Origin of the sequence: Aminobacter niigataensis, from assembly GCF_014200015.1 — a bacterium.
Lineage (GTDB): Bacteria > Pseudomonadota > Alphaproteobacteria > Rhizobiales > Rhizobiaceae > Aminobacter > Aminobacter niigataensis.
This window is the reverse complement of record NZ_JACHOT010000007.1, coordinates 164,635-182,187: the sequence shown is the minus strand read 5'-3', so window position 1 is coordinate 182,187 and position 17,553 is coordinate 164,635. Positions and strand designations below refer to the sequence as shown.

The 17,553-nt window shown below is 63.9% G+C and carries 21 protein-coding genes and 1 pseudogene; 10 read left to right on the top strand and 12 right to left on the bottom strand.

Translation table 11 applies throughout. From position 1 onward, the window contains the following. Position 1: 1 nt before the first annotated feature. Positions 2-316 (bottom strand): quaternary ammonium compound efflux SMR transporter SugE, encoded by a 315-nt coding sequence (gene sugE / locus GGQ99_RS21605; RefSeq protein ID WP_108610073.1) that lies wholly within the window; start codon positions 314-316, stop codon positions 2-4. Positions 317-475: 159 nt separating this feature from the next. Beyond that, on the bottom strand, positions 476-601 hold the full coding sequence (locus GGQ99_RS26330; protein ID WP_108609499.1) for a hypothetical protein: 126 nt from the start codon (positions 599-601) through the stop codon (positions 476-478). Between the two features lie 155 nt (positions 602-756). Between GGQ99_RS26330 and GGQ99_RS21600 the strand changes: the two genes are divergently transcribed. Both GGQ99_RS21600 and GGQ99_RS21595 read left to right on the top strand, forming a co-directional pair. Beyond that, a complete protein-coding gene (locus GGQ99_RS21600) occupies positions 757-1,725 on the top strand; it encodes a cation diffusion facilitator family transporter (RefSeq protein WP_425486848.1) in 969 nt (322 codons plus the stop codon). Positions 1,726-1,752: 27 nt separating this feature from the next. Further along, on the top strand, positions 1,753-2,157 hold the full coding sequence (locus GGQ99_RS21595; protein ID WP_183264131.1) for a GFA family protein: 405 nt from the start codon (positions 1,753-1,755) through the stop codon (positions 2,155-2,157). A 7-nt stretch (positions 2,158-2,164) separates the two neighbouring features. Here the strand turns inward: GGQ99_RS21595 and GGQ99_RS21590 are convergent, their stop codons facing one another. Next, the gene (locus GGQ99_RS21590; RefSeq protein WP_183264130.1) at positions 2,165-3,430 is read right to left on the bottom strand and encodes a DNA recombination protein RmuC; all 1,266 of its coding nucleotides are present in this window, start codon (positions 3,428-3,430) and stop codon (positions 2,165-2,167) included. 103 nt (positions 3,431-3,533) lie between these two features. On the opposite strand from GGQ99_RS21590, the gene def reads away from it, so the two are divergent. From def to truA, 4 genes are all read left to right on the top strand, one after another. After that, positions 3,534-4,064, top strand: coding sequence for a peptide deformylase (gene def, locus GGQ99_RS21585; protein ID WP_108609497.1), 531 nt, complete (start codon positions 3,534-3,536; stop codon positions 4,062-4,064). Between the two features lie 146 nt (positions 4,065-4,210). Continuing rightward, the gene (gene fmt, locus GGQ99_RS21580; protein ID WP_183264129.1) at positions 4,211-5,146 is read left to right on the top strand and encodes a methionyl-tRNA formyltransferase; all 936 of its coding nucleotides are present in this window, start codon (positions 4,211-4,213) and stop codon (positions 5,144-5,146) included. Beyond that, positions 5,143-5,652: a GNAT family N-acetyltransferase gene (locus GGQ99_RS21575; RefSeq protein WP_183264128.1), complete on the top strand. Its 510-nt coding sequence runs from the start codon at positions 5,143-5,145 to the stop codon at positions 5,650-5,652. The genes fmt and GGQ99_RS21575 overlap by 4 nt, the downstream gene beginning before the upstream one ends. 23 nt (positions 5,653-5,675) lie before the next feature. Continuing rightward, positions 5,676-6,428 (top strand): tRNA pseudouridine(38-40) synthase TruA, encoded by a 753-nt coding sequence (gene truA / locus GGQ99_RS21570; protein ID WP_183264127.1) that lies wholly within the window; start codon positions 5,676-5,678, stop codon positions 6,426-6,428. On the opposite strand, the gene GGQ99_RS21565 is transcribed toward truA, so the two are convergent. The 4 genes from GGQ99_RS21565 to dapD form a co-directional block, all read right to left on the bottom strand. Further along, the gene (locus tag GGQ99_RS21565) at positions 6,413-7,009 is read right to left on the bottom strand and encodes a transporter (RefSeq protein WP_108609493.1); all 597 of its coding nucleotides are present in this window, start codon (positions 7,007-7,009) and stop codon (positions 6,413-6,415) included. The genes truA and GGQ99_RS21565 overlap by 16 nt on opposite strands. A 14-nt stretch (positions 7,010-7,023) precedes the next feature. Next, positions 7,024-8,211, bottom strand: coding sequence for a succinyl-diaminopimelate desuccinylase (gene dapE, locus GGQ99_RS21560; protein ID WP_183264126.1), 1,188 nt, complete (start codon positions 8,209-8,211; stop codon positions 7,024-7,026). Positions 8,212-8,357: 146 nt separating this feature from the next. Further along, positions 8,358-8,735, bottom strand: a complete 378-nt coding sequence (locus GGQ99_RS21555; protein WP_183264125.1) for a DUF805 domain-containing protein — start codon at positions 8,733-8,735, stop codon at positions 8,358-8,360. Positions 8,736-8,805: 70 nt separating this feature from the next. Continuing rightward, positions 8,806-9,660, bottom strand: a complete 855-nt coding sequence (gene dapD, locus GGQ99_RS21550) for a 2,3,4,5-tetrahydropyridine-2,6-dicarboxylate N-succinyltransferase (protein ID WP_183264124.1) — start codon at positions 9,658-9,660, stop codon at positions 8,806-8,808. Between the two features lie 144 nt (positions 9,661-9,804). On the opposite strand from dapD, the gene GGQ99_RS21545 reads away from it, so the two are divergent. Beyond that, entirely contained in the window at positions 9,805-10,644 is an 840-nt protein-coding gene (locus GGQ99_RS21545) for an LOG family protein (RefSeq protein ID WP_108609491.1), read from the top strand. A 9-nt stretch (positions 10,645-10,653) separates the two neighbouring features. Here GGQ99_RS21545 and GGQ99_RS21540 read toward each other — a convergent pair. Next, positions 10,654-11,502 (bottom strand): annotated as a pseudogene (locus GGQ99_RS21540) (DUF817 domain-containing protein); the annotation flags it as partial. Further along, positions 11,499-12,209 carry a pyrimidine 5'-nucleotidase gene (locus GGQ99_RS21535; RefSeq protein ID WP_055980607.1) on the bottom strand — a complete coding sequence of 237 codons (711 nt, stop codon included), beginning with the start codon at positions 12,207-12,209 and terminating at the stop codon, positions 11,499-11,501. The pseudogene GGQ99_RS21540 and the gene GGQ99_RS21535, both read right to left, overlap by 4 nt. Before the next feature lie 162 nt (positions 12,210-12,371). Between GGQ99_RS21535 and GGQ99_RS21530 the strand changes: the two genes are divergently transcribed. Both GGQ99_RS21530 and GGQ99_RS21525 read left to right on the top strand, forming a co-directional pair. Continuing rightward, the gene (locus GGQ99_RS21530; RefSeq protein ID WP_245439537.1) at positions 12,372-13,133 is read left to right on the top strand and encodes a GGDEF domain-containing protein; all 762 of its coding nucleotides are present in this window, start codon (positions 12,372-12,374) and stop codon (positions 13,131-13,133) included. Between the two features lie 105 nt (positions 13,134-13,238). After that, positions 13,239-14,144 (top strand): DMT family transporter, encoded by a 906-nt coding sequence (locus GGQ99_RS21525; protein ID WP_183264123.1) that lies wholly within the window; start codon positions 13,239-13,241, stop codon positions 14,142-14,144. A 10-nt stretch (positions 14,145-14,154) separates the two neighbouring features. On the opposite strand, the gene phhA is transcribed toward GGQ99_RS21525, so the two are convergent. Then, entirely contained in the window at positions 14,155-14,988 is an 834-nt protein-coding gene (gene phhA / locus GGQ99_RS21520) for a phenylalanine 4-monooxygenase (RefSeq protein ID WP_183264122.1), read from the bottom strand. 134 nt (positions 14,989-15,122) lie between these two features. On the opposite strand from phhA, the gene GGQ99_RS21515 reads away from it, so the two are divergent. Next, the gene (locus GGQ99_RS21515) at positions 15,123-15,599 is read left to right on the top strand and encodes an Lrp/AsnC family transcriptional regulator (protein ID WP_183264121.1); all 477 of its coding nucleotides are present in this window, start codon (positions 15,123-15,125) and stop codon (positions 15,597-15,599) included. Positions 15,600-15,603: 4 nt separating this feature from the next. Here GGQ99_RS21515 and GGQ99_RS21510 read toward each other — a convergent pair whose 3' ends face one another. Continuing rightward, on the bottom strand, positions 15,604-16,386 hold the full coding sequence (locus GGQ99_RS21510) for a DUF1194 domain-containing protein (RefSeq protein ID WP_183264120.1): 783 nt from the start codon (positions 16,384-16,386) through the stop codon (positions 15,604-15,606). 153 nt (positions 16,387-16,539) lie between these two features. Continuing rightward, positions 16,540-17,442 carry an acetylglutamate kinase gene (argB, locus tag GGQ99_RS21505; protein ID WP_183264119.1) on the bottom strand — a complete coding sequence of 301 codons (903 nt, stop codon included), beginning with the start codon at positions 17,440-17,442 and terminating at the stop codon, positions 16,540-16,542. Positions 17,443-17,553: the final 111 nt, after the last annotated feature.

The window sequence follows — 17,553 nt, the reverse complement described above, 5'->3', positions numbered from 1 at the left end:
ATCAGGCGACGAGCTTGAGGCCGACGATGCCGGACACGATCAGGCCGATGCAGGCAAGGCGGAGCGCCGTTGCCGGCTCGCCCAGAAGCCAGATGCCAAGCATCGCCGTGCCGACCGTGCCGATGCCGGTCCAGATGGCATAAGCCGTGCCGACGGGCAGCGTCTTCAGCGCCAGGCCGAGCAGGCCGAGGCTGACGATCATCGAGGCGATGGTGAGGACAGTCGGCATCGGCTTCGAAAAGCCGTCCGTGTATTTCAGCCCGATGGCCCAGCCGATCTCAAACAGTCCAGCAAGAAACAGATAAGTCCAAGCCATGGAACGCTCCATTGGATGGCGGGTCGTCCCGACCGGTTTTTTGGGGGAGGCGCAAGATCGTTCCTGCGCCAGGATAGATGGGGTTTTTGGAAGAAGAATCAACCAGACGCCCGGCCGAGACCGGGCGTCTGGTGATTGATATCAAGCCGAGACCAGAGCCTACTTGTCCTTGATCTTGGTGGCTTGCACCGGAGGCGCCTTGAATGCCGGCGCTGGCGCAGGCTTCTTGGCGTCTTTTTTGGGTTTCCGGGCTTCTTTCCCGGCTTTCATCGCACCCTTGGCCATGATTCGTTTCTCCCGCTGCTGAGACACGAAGTGAAACGCGAAGTTGTCTCGCTTGCAAGAGGGGTGTTGAGCCACCAGCCGCTTGTTTCGCAGCCACGAATTGGCTTGAGCCCAGCCCGGCGCCCGCTACAGTTGCCTCTCGCGAGGAACTGACGGTGGCACACTCCGGCTCCAGATTTGTGATCTTTGCGGCAATCGCCGGCAACCTGCTGATCGCCGCCACCAAGTTTGTCGCCGCCGCGTTCACCGGCAGTTCGGCGATGCTGTCGGAAGGCGTGCACTCGCTGGTCGACACCGGCAACGGGCTTTTGCTGCTCTATGGGCTTCGGCGCGCCGCCCAACCGCCCGACCGCTTGCATCCATTCGGCCATGGCCGCGAGCTCTATTTCTGGAGTTTCATCGTCGCACTTCTGGTCTTTGCGCTCGGTGCCGGCGTCGCCTTCTATGAGGGCGTGATCCACATGCTCGATCCCGAGCCGATCGAAAACCCGCTCGTCAATTACGTGGTGCTTGGCCTGTGCATGGTCTTTGAAGGTGGCTCCTGGCTGGTCGCGCTCAAGGAGTTCCGGCGCAGCAAAGGCAGCCTCGGCTACATCCAGGCCGTGCGGCGCAGCAAGGATCCCAGCGTCTACACCGTGCTGTTCGAGGATAGCGCAGCCCTGCTCGGGCTGGTCATCGCGCTCATCGGCATTTCCGCGGCGCAGTATTTCGAGCAGCCCTGGATGGACGGCGCCGCATCCATCGGCATCAGCCTGATTCTCGCGGCGACGGCGGTGTTCCTCGCCCGGGAGAGCAAGGGGCTGCTGATGGGAGAGCCCGCCTTGCCCGATATGCAGGCCAAGATCCTGGAGGTTGCCCAGGCCGACCCGGCGGTCGAAAAGGCCAACGGCGTGCTGACGGTGCACATGGGCCCCGAGCAGATCGTCGCTGGCCTCAGCCTCGATTTTGTCGACCACATCTCGGCGGCCGATATCGAAACCTGCGTCGAGCGGCTGGAGAACAAGCTCAAGGCGGAAGTCCCCGAGGTGAGTGCGGTCTTCATCAAGCCGCAGACTTCCGAGCGCTGGCGCGAGCGGCGGGATAGACTTATGACCGGGGATACGGCGGCGCCTGAGACGGAATAGAATCGTGAGGAAAAGGGAGGAATTTCAATGAAGATTGAAGGCGGCTGCCATTGCGGCGCCATCACCTACATGGCCGAGGTCGACCCCGAGAAGACGGCGATCTGCCATTGCACCGACTGCCAGAAGCTGACCGGCACTGCATTTCGCGTGACGGTTCCGGTCGCAGAGGACAAGATCGCGTTCACGGGCACACCCAGGATCTACGTGAAGACCGGCGAGAGCGGCAACAAGCGGGCACAAGGCTTTTGCGCCGAGTGTGGGTCGCATCTCTTCGCCACCTCGGTCGGCGACGGGCCGAAGGTCTACGGCCTCAGGACCGGGACATCCAGCCAGCGCGAGCAGCTGGTTCCGCGCAAGCAGGTTTGGCACCGCTCGGCCCTGCACTGGCTGCCCGCATTCGACGGCATGGAGACGGTCGAGAAGCAGTCCTAGCGACGCCCTATTCGCTTTCCTCTACCACCCGCAGCCTGAGCTGGCCCGTCTTGGAGTCGGCGGCGCGGCCATTCGGCGCTTGAGGTTTCGCGGCTTCGTCCGATTCGCCGGCATGCGAGGCGCCGAATTCCAGCGCCTCGATCTTTTCGCCGCGCTTGGTGACCTTGGACGACGACACCAGGATGTCGTCGATGTCCTTGCTGGCCTGGCCGAAATGGGTCTGCAGCTTGCGCACGCGCTCGTCGAGGCGGCCGACATCCTCCATCAGGCGGATGACCTCGCCCTGGATCAGGTGCGCCTGCTCGCGCATCCGCGCATCCTTGAGGATCGCCTGGATGACCTGGATCGACAGCATCAAAAGCGATGGCGAGACGATCACGATGCGGGCGCGATGCGCCCGGTGCACCAGTGATTCGAAATTCTCGTGGATCTCGGCGAAGATCGATTCCGACGGCACGAACATGAACGCCGTGTCCTGCGTCTCGCCCGAGATCAGGTACTTGTCGGCGATCGCCTTGATGTGCACCTCGAGATCGCGCCGGAACGCCTGCGCGGCATATTTCTGCGCGTCTGCAGCGCCATCGACGTCGGCTGCGGCACGGATGGCGTTCCAGGCCTCGAGGGGAAACTTGGCATCGATGACCAGCGACGGTGCGCCATTGGGCATCTTGACCAGGCAGTCCGGCCGGTTGTTGTTCGACAGCGTCGCCTGGAACTCATAGGCGCCGAGAGGCAGCCCGTCGGCGACGATCGCCTCCATCCGCGACTGGCCGAAGGCGCCGCGCGTCTGCTTGTTGGACAGGATCGCCTGCAACTGCACCACCTGGCCGGCGAGCGACTGGATGTTGCCCTGGGCCGTGTCGATGACGGCGAGCCGCTCCTGCAGCTTGGCCAGGCTGTCATGCGTCGATTTCGTCTGCTCGGCCATGGTCTGGCCGATGCGGCCGGTCATGGCGTCGAGACGCTGGCCGAGCGACTGCGTCAGCTCGGCCTGGCGCGCGCCGAAGATGTCGGCAACCGTGCCGAGCCGCCCCTGCATCTCGGCCTGGGCCTGCAGGATGCCGGCCATGCGGGCTTCCGCGTCGCGGGCGTGATCGGCGGCTTCGGCGGCGGCCACTGCGCGCGCCTTTGCCGATCGCCACAAGGCGATCATGAGGACGGCGAGCAGGATCACGAACAGCAGGGCGCCGAAACCAAGCGCCTGGCCGAGCGTGATGATGGTGGCGCCAAGCTGGGCGATGGGAGCGGACAAGATGCTGGAAAGGTCGTTCATGGCCGGCACCATAACCGATTCGCATCCTACGGTCAGATCAAAACAGGAACATCGCCCCATGCCACCGGTTGACGGTTTTATTCCGACATCTTAGTTGAGGCACATGACTATCAAGCCGCTGATCATCCTTCCCGATCCACTGCTGCGCGAGCTTTCCAGGCCCGTGGAGCGCATCGACGACGACGTGCGCAAGTTCGCGCGCGACATGCTCGACACCATGTATGACGCGCCGGGCATCGGCCTTGCCGCCATCCAGGTAGGCGAGCCGCTGCGCATGCTGGTGCTCGACCTTGCCAAGGAGGGCGAGGAGCCGGCGCCGCGCGTCGTCATCAATCCGCAAGTGCTTTCGCGCAGCGACGAACGCTCGGTCTACGAGGAAGGCTGCCTGTCGATCCCCGACTATTATGCCGAGGTCGAGCGTCCGTCGGCGGTTCGGGTCAAGTATCTCGACGAGAACGGCAAGGAGCAGGAGGTCGAGGCCGACGGCCTGCTCGCCACGTGCCTCCAGCACGAGATCGACCACCTCGATGGCGTGCTGTTCATCGACTACATCTCCAAGCTCAAGCGCGACATGGTGCTGCGCAAGTTCAAGAAGCTCGCCAAGGACCGTCCGCCGAGCCGCATGGTGGGTTGATCCCGCTCTGTTTGCCTCAGAGCTCGCCACGCGCAACATCCGCGACTTCGACGGACTTGACCTCAGGCTCGTAAACCCGTTTGAAGCAATGGCCTGAACGGTTGGCCGTCGCCGGCCGGGCCTAGCTTGCTGGACCGCATACCCTCATGAGCCTTCGCGTCATCTTCATGGGAACGCCGGATTTTTCCGTGCCGACGCTGCGTGCGATCGCCGAGGCTGGCCACGAGGTCGTCGCCGTCTATTCGCAGCCGCCGCGCGCCGCGGGCCGTCGCGGACTGGAGCTCACGCCCTCGCCGGTGCAGCGCGAGGCCGAGCGGCTGGGCATCGAGGTTCGCACGCCGCTTTCGCTGAAAAGCGACGCAGAGCATGCGGCATTCGCCGGGCTTAAGGCCGATGTCGCCGTGGTCGTGGCCTATGGCTTGTTGCTGCCGAAGGCCATTCTCGAAGGCACGCGATTGGGCTGCTACAACGGCCATGCTTCGCTCCTGCCGCGCTGGCGCGGGGCCGCACCCATCCAGCGCGCGATCATGGCCGGTGATGCTGAAACCGGCATGATGGTCATGCGGATGGAAGAGGGATTGGACACCGGACCGGTCGCGCGACTTGAAAAAGTCGCGATCGGACCCGACATGACGGCTGGCGAGTTGCACGATCGTCTGATGGCGGTAGGTGCCTCGCTCATGGTAGAAGCGCTGGCTGAGCTCGAAGCGGGCAGGCTGGAAACGGTGCCCCAGGCCAGCGAAGGCGTGACCTACGCCAAGAAAATCGATAAAGCGGAGACGCGGATCGATTGGACCTTGCCGGCGACGGCGGTCGACAACAATATCCGCGGCCTGTCGCCATTTCCCGGCGCCTGGTGCGAGTTCGAGATCGGCGGACGGACTGAGCGCTTGAAAGTGCTGCGCTCGAAACGTGCCGCCGGACAAGGAGAGCCGGGAACGGTTCTCGACGACCGGTTGGAGATTGCCTGTGGCGAAGCCGCCGTCAGGCTGGTCGAGGTGCAAAGGGCGGGAGGAAAACCCGTCACCGCGGATGAATTCCTGCGCGGTGCCAAGATCGAAAAAGGAATGAAGTTGTCATGAGCATGATGTCGATCCGGGCGGCAACGCCCCGCGACCGCGAGGCGATCCGCCTCGTCGAGGAACACGCCTTCGGGCAACAGGCCGAAGCCGGTCTCGTCGATGCACTGGTCGCCGAGGGCGACGCGGTCGTCGAACTGGTGGCCGAAGAAGACGGCGACGTTGTCGGCCACATCCTGTTTTCGAGGCTCTATGTCCAAAACGGCGGCAAGACCGTTCCGGCAGTTGCGCTCGCACCGCTGGCGGTCGAGCCCGATTTCCACGGCACCGGCATCGGTGGCGCGCTGATCCGCGAGGCTCATATCCGCCTCAAGGATGGCGGCGAGACGCTGGCCGTGGTGCTCGGCGATCCGGCCTATTACGGCCGCTTCGGCTACACGCACGACCGCGCGGCCAAATTCGAAAGCGACTACCAGTGCGAGGCGCTGCAGGCGCTGGCCTGGGGCGATGCGCCCGAGACCGGCGAGCTGGTCTACGCCTCGGCCTTCGGTACGGCTCTGGCCGCGTAAAGCGGCCGGAGTTTTGACAGCACATGCCGCGCTATCGCCTCGACATCGAATATGACGGTCGCGCTTATGCCGGTTGGCAGCGGCAGGCCGGCCTTCATACCGTCCAGGCGGCGATCGAGCAGGCAATCCTGAAATTCTCCGGCGATGACATCTCCCTGCGGGGCGCTGGCCGCACGGATGCCGGCGTGCACGCGTCCGCCCAGGTCGCCCATGCCGACCTCACCAAGGCATGGGCTGACGACAAGGTGCGCGATGCCGTCAACGCGCATATGCAGGCTGCCGGCGAGACGGTATCGGTGCTTGCCGCCCGGCAAGTGCCAGACGATTTCGACGCCCGTTTCTCCGCCACAGGGCGCCATTACATCTACCGTATCCTCAATCGCCGCGCGCCAGCCGCACTGGAGCGTGGCAGGGTCTGGTGGGTGCCCAAGCGCCTCGACCACGAGGCGATGGCAGAGGCGGCCAAGCTCCTGCTCGGGCGGCACGATTTCACCACTTTCCGCTCGACCCAGTGCCAGGCCAACAGCCCTGTCCGCACGCTCGACCGGCTCGACGTCACGCGGTCCGGCGACATGATCGAGGTCAGGACTTCGGCTCGCTCGTTCCTGCACAACCAGGTACGTTCGATGGTCGGCAGCCTGAAGCGGGTCGGCGAGGGCGGCTGGACGGCCGACGATCTCAGGGCGGCCCTCGAGGCGCAGGACCGCGCCGCTTGCGGACAGGTGGCGCCGCCGGACGGTCTCTACCTGACCGGCGTGGATTATGCGGGTACGTAGATCCCGAACATCGACTGCAGCGAAAACAGCACGAGCAGCGACACCAGGAACATGCCGGCAAAGACTGCCGAGCCGACCGCAGCCCCCTTGCCGATCGCCGCATTGGTCATGCGCCAGCTGAGCACCATCGACAGGACGAACAGCGCCAGCGACAGCGCTGACGTGGCGCTCTGCGCCGCCGGCATCAGCATCCGGAGCAGGGCGGCGGGCAGCATCAGCCAGGCGATGATGGCCGAAGCCCAGTTGCTGGCCACGACATAGTGCACGAAGCGGTCGCCGACGCCGGCGCGGCGTGCCACCAGGGCAAAGACGATCAGTGGCAGGACCCAGGCACCGATGTCGACCAGCGCCAGCCGGACGACGATGCCGAAGCGGCCTGCGAATGCGGTCGATTGCAGGGCAAGCTCGTCGGAGACCCCGACCCAGCCGATGATCAAGGCCGGCACGGCGATCAGGATGGCGAAGAACGAGTTCCAGAACCCGTCGGCGCTGAGATCGAGCAGGCGCAGGCCGTCGGCCTTGCCCAGCATCAGCCGCCAGGCACCGGACAGATATTGCTGGATTTCACTGCTGCCCAACATCGCGTCCTAAGCTGTCATCCGAACCAGTCTTCCAGGAAGCGCTGGTAGACCTGTGTCAGCATTTCGAGTTCGGCAAGCGGCACGCGCTCGTCGACCATGTGCATGGTCTTGCCGACCAGCCCGAATTCGACGACCGGGCAATAATCCTTGATGAAACGCGCATCCGAAGTGCCGCCGGTGGTCGACAGTTTCGGCTTGCGGCCGGTGACCGCCTTGATCGAGCCCGCCAGAGCGTCGACCAGCTTGTCGTCGCGGGTCAAAAAGACATGGCTCGGCGTGTCGCGCCAGGTCAGCTCGAATTCGATCGGCTCCTTGCGGCCCTTGCGGTATTTCTTCCGGCCGCTCGCCTTGTCCAGGCGATTGTGGATCTCCGCCTGCAGCGTCTCCACCGTCCAGGTGTCGTTGAAGCGGATGTTGAAGGCTGCCGTCGCCTTGGCCGGAATGACGTTGGTGGCCGGGTTGCCGACGTCGAAGGTGGTGACCTCGAGGTTGCTCGGCTGGAAATCCTTGGTGCCCTTGTCGAAGGCAGGGTTGAGCAGCGCGTCGACCAGCGTCATCAGCCCGCGCACGGGGTTGTCGGCGAGGTGCGGATAGGCGGCATGGCCCTGGCGTCCGTTGACGGTGACGACGCCCGACACCGAGCCGCGCCGGCCGATCTTGATCATGTCGCCCAGCATATCCGGGTTGGTCGGCTCGCCGACCAGCGAAGCGTCCCACTTCTCGCCGCGTGCGGCTGCCCATTCGAGCAGCTTGACGGTGCCGTTGATCGCGGGGCCTTCCTCGTCGCCGGTGATCAGCAGCGACACCGATCCTTTCGGGCCGCCATTGGCCTCGACATGGCGCGCCACCGCCGCCACGAAGCAAGCGATGCCGCCCTTCATATCGACGGCGCCGCGGCCATACATCTCGCCATTGGCGATGGCTGCCGAGAACGGCGGGTGCGTCCACGCCGCCTCGTCGCCGACCGGCACGACGTCGGTGTGGCCGGCGAACATCAGGTGCGGTCCGTTGCCGGAACGGCGGGCATAGAGGTTCTCGATGTCGGGTGTGCCCGACTCGGAGAAGGTCGGGCGCTCGACGGCGAAGCCGAGCGGCTTCAGCATGGCTTCCAGCGCCGTCAGGGCGCCGCCTTCAGCCGGGGTGACCGACGGGCAGCGAATGAGGGCGGCAAGGTTCTCGGCGGGATCTGTAGGCAGTTTCATGGCCACAGCGATAATTGAATCGCCCGGCCCTGTCACGACGTTCGGTTGCTCCGGTGAACGCCGAGTTAAGCCTCGCTACAGCGTCGCCCGTCACGACCTGTCATGGGGCAGGCGCAGGCTCGCTCGTTGGGCCTCACAGGAAGGGTCTATTGCGGCGCGTTGGTCTGGTGGCCGAACTGGTTCGGGCCCGGCGTTCCCGGATAGAAGCAGAGCGCGATGAAGGCGAAGATCGAGATCACCGGGATGAACAGCGCCACCGCGAAGAGGCCTGGCTTGTCGAAATCGTGCAGGCGTTTGACGCTGAAGGCGATGTGCGCCCACAGGAAGACTAGGAAGCTCAGGCCGAACAGCATCGACCACAACTGGGCCGCGCCGCTTTCGGGATGCACGCGCATGAACTGGTAGAGCGGGAACGACATCGTCACCAGCATCAGCAGAAAGCCGAGCACGTAGGCCGCGCGGTTCACGCGGCCCGAGAATCGGAAGAACAACCAGAAAAGCTGGGATTTGTCAGGCAAGTGCATCCGGTCCGTTCTGTTGGCCGGGCATTAGAGCGATTTGCTCAAATGCCTGGGAGAAAATTCTGCCGAAAGGTCAATCTCTGAGCAGTTCGTTGATCGAGGTCTTGGACCGGGTCCTGGCGTCTACGCGCTTGACGATGACGGCGCAATAGAGGCTCGGGCCGGGCTCGCCATTGGGCAGCGGCTTGCCGGACAGCGAGCCGGCGACGACGACCGAATTGGCCGGCACTTCACCGTAGAATATGTCGCCCGTGGCGCGGTCGACGATCTTGGTCGACTGGCCGATGAACACGCCCATGCCGAGCACCGAGCCTTCGCGCACGATGCAGCCCTCGACCACTTCCGAACGCGCGCCGATGAAGCAATTGTCCTCGATGATGGTCGGGCCGGCCTGCATCGGCTCAAGCACGCCGCCAATGCCGACGCCGCCGGACAGGTGCACGTTCTTGCCGATCTGGGCGCAGGAGCCGACCGAGGCCCAGGTATCGACCATCGTGCCGGTGTCGACATAGGCGCCGACATTGACGAAGGACGGCATCAGTACGGCCCCTGGAGCGACGAAGGCCGACTTGCGCACGACGGCCGACGGCACGGCGCGGAAGCCGGCCTTTTCGAAGTCGACCGAGCCCCAGCCGTCGAACTTGGACGGCACCTTGTCCCACCACGAGGCGCCACCGGGCGCACCCGAGATCAGCTCCATCGGGTTCAGGCGGAACGACAGCAGCACCGCCTTCTTGAGCCACTGGTTGACCTGCCACTTGCCGTCGTCCTGGCGCTGCGCGACGCGGGCAGTGCCCTTGTCCAGAAGGTCGAGTGCGGTCTCGATGGCGTCGCGGACTTCGCCGCGCGTCGATGTCGAAATGCCGTCGCGTTCCTCGAACGCCTTGTCGATCGTCTTTTCGAGGCTGGCGAGATCGGGCTTCGACATGAACATCTCCGTTACGTACCGTTAAGGTTAAGGCTTCTAAGTTGGCATAAAATCGCGCGGACCCTATTTCAGGCTAGTGGAGGGGTCAATCGCGGTGACGCCGCGGAATGTCGCGGGCAACGGTAATTTGGGGTCGAGCAGAAAATGAATCCTATGGATAAGGCTGGCTGGACGCCGCTGCCGCACTCTGACGAGGACCTGGAGCGCTCCAAAAGCGTACCCGATACGCCGCAGACGCGCGCCTCGACCTACCGGCTTGCCTGGAACGACGAAGACTTCATGACCCAGCGCGACCTGCGCCCGGTGCGGCTGCAGCTGGAACTGCTCAAGACCGAGATGATTCTGGCAGAGCGCGGCATACGCTCCACGGTGATTCTTTTCGGCGGCGCGCGTATTCCCGAGCCCGGCGGCGAGGCCTGGGCGGCGAAGAACGAGACGCAGCGCAAGAATCTTGAGGCCAACAGTCGCTACTACGAGGAGGCGCGCAAGTTTGCCCGCCTGTGCTCGCAGCATTCGGCTGCGTCCTACTACCGCGAGTTCGTCGTCGTCACCGGCGGCGGCCCTGGCGTGATGGAAGCCGGCAACCGCGGTGCCGACGATGTCGGCGCGCCTTCCATAGGCCTCAACATCGTCCTGCCGCACGAGCAGGCGCCCAATGCCTATGTGACACCGGAGCTGTGCTTCAACTTCCACTACTTCGCCATCCGCAAGATGCATTTCGTCATGCGTGCCAAGGCGGTCGCCGTGTTCCCCGGCGGCTTCGGCACGATGGACGAGTTCTTCGAGACGCTGACCCTGATCCAGACCGGACGCATGGAGCGTGTGCCGGTCATCCTGTTCGGCAAGTCATTTTGGGAGCGGGCGATCGACCTCGACTTCCTCGCCGACCAGGGCACGATCACGCCGGGCGACCAGGACATCATCGATTTTGTCGACACCGCCGACGAGGCCTGGGACATCATCGCCAAGTTCTACAGCCTTTGAGCCTGGCGTCGCGTCCATCGGCCGCGGCCGGTGGACCAGCGTCACCAGCACGAAGGATATGATCATCAGCAGATACCAAGAGCCGAGCTTCTGGATCGACACCGGCGTCCAGCCGTCATGCTGGCCGGGATAGATCCAGGCGCGCGACCACGTGCCGATGTTCTCCGCGAACCAGATGAACATCGCGACCAGCAGGAAGCCGAGCAGCAGCGGCATGCGGTGGCGGAAGCGGAAGACGCGGTAATGCACCACCGTCGTGAGGTAGAGCAGCGCGGTTGCCGCAAACAGGCCGTAGCGGATGTCGATGGTGAAATGGTGGGCGAAGAAGTTGACGTAGATCGCCGCGCACAGCAGCACCGTCGCCCATAGCGGCGGATAGCCAGTATAGCGCATGTCGAAGATGCGGCTGACGCGGGCGAGGTAGGAGCCGACCGCCGCATACATGAAGCCGGAGAACAGCGGCACGCCGGCGATGCGAAACAGGTTCTCCTCGGGATAGATCCACGAGCCGGCGGAGGTCTTGAACACCTCCATCACTGTCCCTACGACGTGGAATATCAGGATGACCTTGGCTTCGGACGGCTTCTCCAGGCGCAGCGCCAGCATGGCGACCTGGATGGCGACCGCGGCGAGGAACAGGAAGTCGTAGCGCGTCAGTCCGGCGTCCGCAGGCCACCACAGCCTGGTCGCCATGATCAATGCCAGCATGGCGCCGCCGAACAGGCAGGCCCAGGCCTGCTTCAGCCCGAAGACAAGGAATTCGACGAGCGCACCGTAAAAGCCTCCGGCAGGCAAGCGGTCGAGCACGGCATGTGCCGCCGCATCGATCCGCGCCTCGACGGAGGTGAAACGGCTCAAGCGGCGTTGGCCTCGACGATCGTCGTCAGGAAGGTCGCGAGATCGTCGGTGACGTAGTCGACGTCGTCCTCGTGGGTGGGATCGCTCTCCCAGATCTCCGAGAAGGTCGGCTCGAAATTACGCGGCACGATCAGCACCGTCGTCATGCCGAGCGACTTCGGCACCGAAAGGTTGCGCGCCAGGTCCTCGAACATCACGGCATTGGCGCCGGTGACCTTGTGCAGGGCGGCGAAGGTCTCATAGGGCTGGCGTGCCGGCTTGGGCGTCAGGCCGGCGGCGACGATGTCGAAGATGTCGTCGAAATGGTCGAGGATGCCCAGCTGGCGCGCGGTGCGCTCGGCGTGGCTACGGTTGCCATTGGTGAAGATGAACTTGCGGCCGGGCAGCTGGCGGATGGCAGCGCCCAGCACCGGATCCGGCACCAGCCAGGAATAATCGATGTCATGGACATGTTCGAGGAACGCATCGGGATCGATGCCATGGCGCTGCATCAGGCCGTTCAGCGTCGTGCCATATTCGAGATAGAGTTCTTTCTGCAGCTTGCGTGCGTCCTCGCGCGACAGCGTCAGAAGCTCCGCGACATAGCCCGTCATCTTCACGTCGATCTGGGAAAACAGATTCGAATGATGCGGATAGAGCGTGTTGTCGAGGTCGAACACCCAGTCGGTGACGTGGTCGAAGCGGGCGGGATCGGGAATATCGGTCATGACGCCCTTATGGCATGGTTCAGGAAATTTGGAAGCGTCCGCGCACGCTCACAATCGCATTGGACGATGGCGAATTTACGCGGGGTAAGTCGAATTTTAACTACCTGGGAAAGATGACCTTCAGTTGATGCTGGCATTCCAGCTGTCGGCAGGGAGCAGAAATTGAAGATTGTGCTTTTAAAATCCGGTTTCGTCACACTATTGTGCATTGCGGTCACGATGGCGCTGGTCCTGACGGTGATTCCGCTCACGAATGGCACTGTCGACACCGCCGCTTATCTATTGCCGGTGCTGTGTCCCGTCTTGATTGCATTTCCCTTTTCTTTTCACACCTTCTGGCAGCGTGAAAAGTTGAAGGTGGCCCATGCAGAGCTGACGCGTGCCCACGCTCAGCTTGCCGCCGCGCACAAGCGCCTCTCGGAAAAGGCAAGCCGCGACGAGATGACCGGCATGCTCAACCGCGAGAACTTCTTTGCCGCCCTCGATGGATCCAGGCGCAAGACCGATCGCGGCGCGCTGCTGATCATCGATGCCGACCACTTCAAGCAGATCAACGACAGCTTCGGTCACCTGACCGGCGACCAGGCGCTGCTCCAGATCGCCGCCGCGATCACACGCGGCGTGCGCAGCGGCGACATCCTCGGGCGCATCGGCGGTGAGGAGTTCGGCGCCTTCCTGGTTGGCGCCACGAAGGACGAGGCCAAGCTGGTGGCCGAGCGTATCCGCAGCGAGGTCGAGGCGCTGCGCTTCCAGCCCAACGACGAGCGCTCCGTGCCGCTGACCGTCAGCATCGGCGGCACCACCTGCGAGTCCGAGGCCAACGTATCGGAACTGATGAAAAGCGCCGACAAGCGCCTCTACGAGGCCAAGCGCCGTGGCCGCAACCGCGCGATCTTCGATACGGGCGTCCCCGAAGCGGCCTGATCTGTTTCTGGCACAAGGTTTTTGAGGCCGCGTACGGTTGCACGCGGCCTTTGCCGCTTCTAGAGGGAACGGGCGGCGCCTCCAGCCGTCCCGCCGGACATCTCCATGGAACTCTGGATACCCATCACCATTGCCGCCGCCTTCCTGCAGAACCTGCGGTCGGTGGTGCAGAAGCACCTGAAGGGCGTGATGGGCACCACCGGTGCCACCTTCGTCCGCTTCGGTTTCGGTTTTCCCTTCGCGCTTGCCTTCGTCGGCGTGCTGCATTTTGTCGTCGGCTACGACCTGCCGCCGCTCAACCGAGCGTTTTTTGCTTGGGCCGTGGTCGGCGGTGTCGGCCAGATCGCCGCGACCTTCCTTTTGATCCACCTGTTTTCGTTCCGCAACTTTGCCGTCGGCACCGCCTATTCGCGTACCGAGCCGGCGCAGGCGGCACTGTTCGGGTTGCTGTTCCTCGGCGAGCGTGCGACGGCGGGCGCCATCGCGGCCATCGCCATCAGCGTCTTCGGCGTGATGCTGATCTCGGTCGCGCACACGGCATTCACCGCCCGCACGCTGGTGACCTCGGTGCTCAGCCGCAACGCGCTGATCGGGCTGGCCTCGGGCACGTTTTTCGGCATCTCGGCCGTCGCCTACCGCGCCGCTTCGCTTTCGCTCGGCGGGCCGAATTTCATGATGCAGGCGGCGGTGACGCTTGCCGTCGTCATCGTCTTCCAGACGCTGATCATGCTGGCCTGGATCGTCTGGAAGGAGCGCGATGAGCTGCCGCGCATCGCCAAGGCGTGGCGGCCGGCATTGTTCACCGGCCTTGTCGGTGCGTCGGCGTCCTTCGGCTGGTTCATGGCCATGACGCTCCAGCAGGCGGCGATCGTCAAGTCGCTGGCCCAGATCGAGATGCTGTTCACCTTTGCGTCGAGCGTCTTTTTCTTCCGCGAACGCATCAACCGGCTCGAGATCGCCGGTTGCGTTTTGATCGTCGGCGGCATCCTGGTGCTTTTGGCCGTCGGCTAGCCAGGCAAGCCTAGATCGTCGCCGGGTCGAGCGGCGGCTCATCCTTCCAGCGCTTGATGATACCGGCCAGGTCGGAGTTCTGGAAAGCGTCTCTGAGCACGTCGAACGACGGCAGCACGAAATAGGCGCGCTGGAACTTGTCGATCTCGTAGGTTGTGCGCATCACCGTCTCGATGTCGAACGGGACCTGGTGGGCATCGGGGCTTTCGACGGCGAATTGTAGTTCCGTGAACGACGACATCAGCCCGGCGCCGAATGCCTTAAGCGGCTGGCCGGCTTCACGCATCAGGCCGTATTCCGCCGTGTACCAGTAGAGCCGGGTGGTCATCTCGTCGCCGCCGAGCGCGATCAGGTCGCCGGCCTTCTCGCCATACATCTGCATGAAGTCGCCGAACACCGGCTGGCTCAGCACCGGCACATGGCCGAAGAAGTCGTGGAACATGTCGGGCTCGACGATGTAGTCGAGCTCTTCGCGCGTCCTCAGCCAGTTGGTGACGGGAAAGCGGCGATTGGCGAGATGATCGAAGAACGGCTGCGCCGGGATCAGGCCGGGCACCGCGACGATCTCCCAGCCGGAGAGCTTGCGCAGCTTCTCGCTGACGTCGTGAAAATCCGGGATGCGGTCGACGAGGCCGAGCGCCGACATGCCATCGAGATAGGATTTGTGCGCCAGCCTCTGGGTCAGCTTGGTCTGGCGGTCGCACAATGTGCGCCACACCTCCTGCTCGGCGGCGCTGTAGTCGTATTTCTGTTCGACGGTGAAGTCGGGGCGGCAGACCGTGTAGTCGCCACGCAGCCCTTGGGCCGCACATTCTTGCGCGTAGTCCTGAACGCTGATGCCCATTGTCTGATCCTCCCGACAACATGGTTTCGATGCCGAATCATAATCGGGGCTGTCGAGCAGGATTCACTTCTTTCCGCGCATCAGCCCGGGAATTGAGGTATATTTACCTGCAGATGATGCACAAGGGAGTGAAAATGCCTCAGTTCGACGAGTTCGAGATCAAGATGCTCGATATTCTCCAGCGCGACGGCCGCAAGCCGGTGTCCGAGATCGCGCAGGAGATCGGCCTCTCCAATACGCCTTGCGCTCGGCGCTTCGAAGCGCTGCAGGAGGCCGGCGTCATCAAGGGCTTTGCCGCCCGCATCGGCCGTCGGGCGGTGGGCCTCATGGTCGAGGTCTTCGTCCAGGTCAGGCTGGTCAGCCACAGCGACGACTCGCCGGAAAAGTTCATCGCCGCCGTGCAGCGGATGGACGAGGTCTCGGCCTGCTGGACGATGACCGGCGACTACGACTTCTTGCTGCACGTCATGGTGCCCAGCGTCGACGACCTCAACGCCTTCGTCATGCACCGCCTGATGCGGCTGTCGGGCGTGCGCGACGTGCACACGCAGTTGGTGCTGCAGAACATCAAGGGGCCCGGCCACGTGCCGCTCGGGCACCTGCGGCCGTAAGCGACTACGGCTCTGGATAAACCAGCCGGTAGCGTTCGCCGACGAGACAGTTGACGGGTTCTGTCGCCTGGATTTTCAGGATGTCCGGCGCGTCGGTGACGCCGCTGACCTCGAGGATCAGCTTGCGGCGGATCGCGGTGATGAACTCCGATGCGAGATGAATGGGCAGGACGAACGAGCCGGGCCCGCCGGTCACGCATTCGGCGTAGTAGCGGTCGATGTCTTCGAGGCTTCCCGTCGGTCGAACGAGGATCGGCAGGCCGTTGATGATGATGCCGGTTGCAACCGCGTTGTTGCGAGCGACCTCCACCGGCGCTCCGGTGTTGTTCGGGCCGTCGCCCGAGATGTCGATCACCTTCTTTTCACCCCTGAAGTCGTTGTGCTGCAGCAGGCTCGCGCCGAACGCCACCGCATTGGAGATCGAGGTGCCGCCAGATCCGCCGATCGGCCTGACGGCGAGCTTGGCGGCGAATTCGTCGGCGCTGTCGCGGCTGTCGATGATCTGCCACGGTATGACCGATTCCTGCTGGACGGTTCCCGCCCACTCGAAATAGGTCACTGCAATGCGGCCCCTCACGCCCGACAGAACGGCATTGACGAAGTCGGGGTGGCGCAGCGCCTTGACATAACCGGCGCGCTGAAGGGCGAACTCGCCTTCGTCCATCGAGCTCGAAACATCGACGGCCAGCACCAGCTCGACATCCACCGTCCCGGCATCCACGCCGATGACCGGCGTGGCAGGCAGTTCGCAGCTCGTGCACAGCATCAGCGCCAGCGCCGCCAGCATGGTTCGACGTCCAAGGGACCGGAAATCAGTGTGCGTCAACGCGGGAAAAATGAAAGCCAAGGCGCTTCAATGCTTCGTGAACGCAAGGGCTGAAATGACAAGGCCGACAAAAGCCGGCCTCGTCATAGTCCGTTGGGGCAGAACTGTTATCGCTTACGGGACGATCAGCGTGCCCGCGCCATGCTCGGTGAACAGCTCGAGCAGCACCGAGTGCGGCGTCTTGCCGTTGAGGATGACGACGCCTTCGACGCCGCGCTCGATCGCCTCGATGCAGGTCTCGACCTTGGGGATCATGCCGCCCGAGATGGTGCCGTCCCTGATCAGCGCCTTGGCGTCGGCGACCGTCAGCTCGTCGATCAGCTTCTTGTCCTTGTCGAGCACGCCCGGCACGTCGGTGAGGAACAAAAGCCGCGATGCCTTGACCGCGCCGGCAATGGCGCCGGCGAAGGTGTCGGCGTTGATGTTGTAAGTGTGGCCGTCACGGCCCGGGGCGACGGGCGCCAGGACCGGGATCATTTCGGAACGGGCCAGAAGGTCGAGCAAAGTGCGGTCGACTTCGACCGGCTCGCCGACGAAGCCGAGGTCGAGCACCTTTTCGATGTTCGAATCGGGGTCGATCATGGTCTTCTTGGCCTTTTCGGCGAAGACCATGTTGCCGTCCTTGCCGCACAGGCCGATCGCCCACTCGCCCTCGGCGTTGATCAGGGCGACGATCTCCTTGTTGATCGAGCCGGCCAGCACCATCTCGACGATCTCGACCGTCTTCTGGTCGGTGACGCGCAGGCCACCTTCGAACTTCGATTCGATGCCCATCTTGTTGAGCATGGCGCCGATCTGCGGGCCGCCGCCGTGCACCACGATGGGGTTGACGCCCGACTGCTTCAGTAAAGCGATGTCGCGGGCAAAAGCGCGGCCGAGCGCCACGTCGCCCATAGCGTGGCCGCCATATTTCACGACGACGGTCTTGTTCTCGTAGCGCTGCATGTAGGGCAGGGCGGCTGAAAGCAGGGCGGCCTGCATTTCGGCGGTGGCGGCGACGTTCGTCGTCATCGGCATGGTCCCGGATCGGTGGAAAAGGTCGGCGCGGTCTTAGCCGGAAACCGGGCAGGGGGCAAATGGTTCGATGACCCTGGCCGGCCTGTGACGCCATGCCTCCTGCGCTTCCGA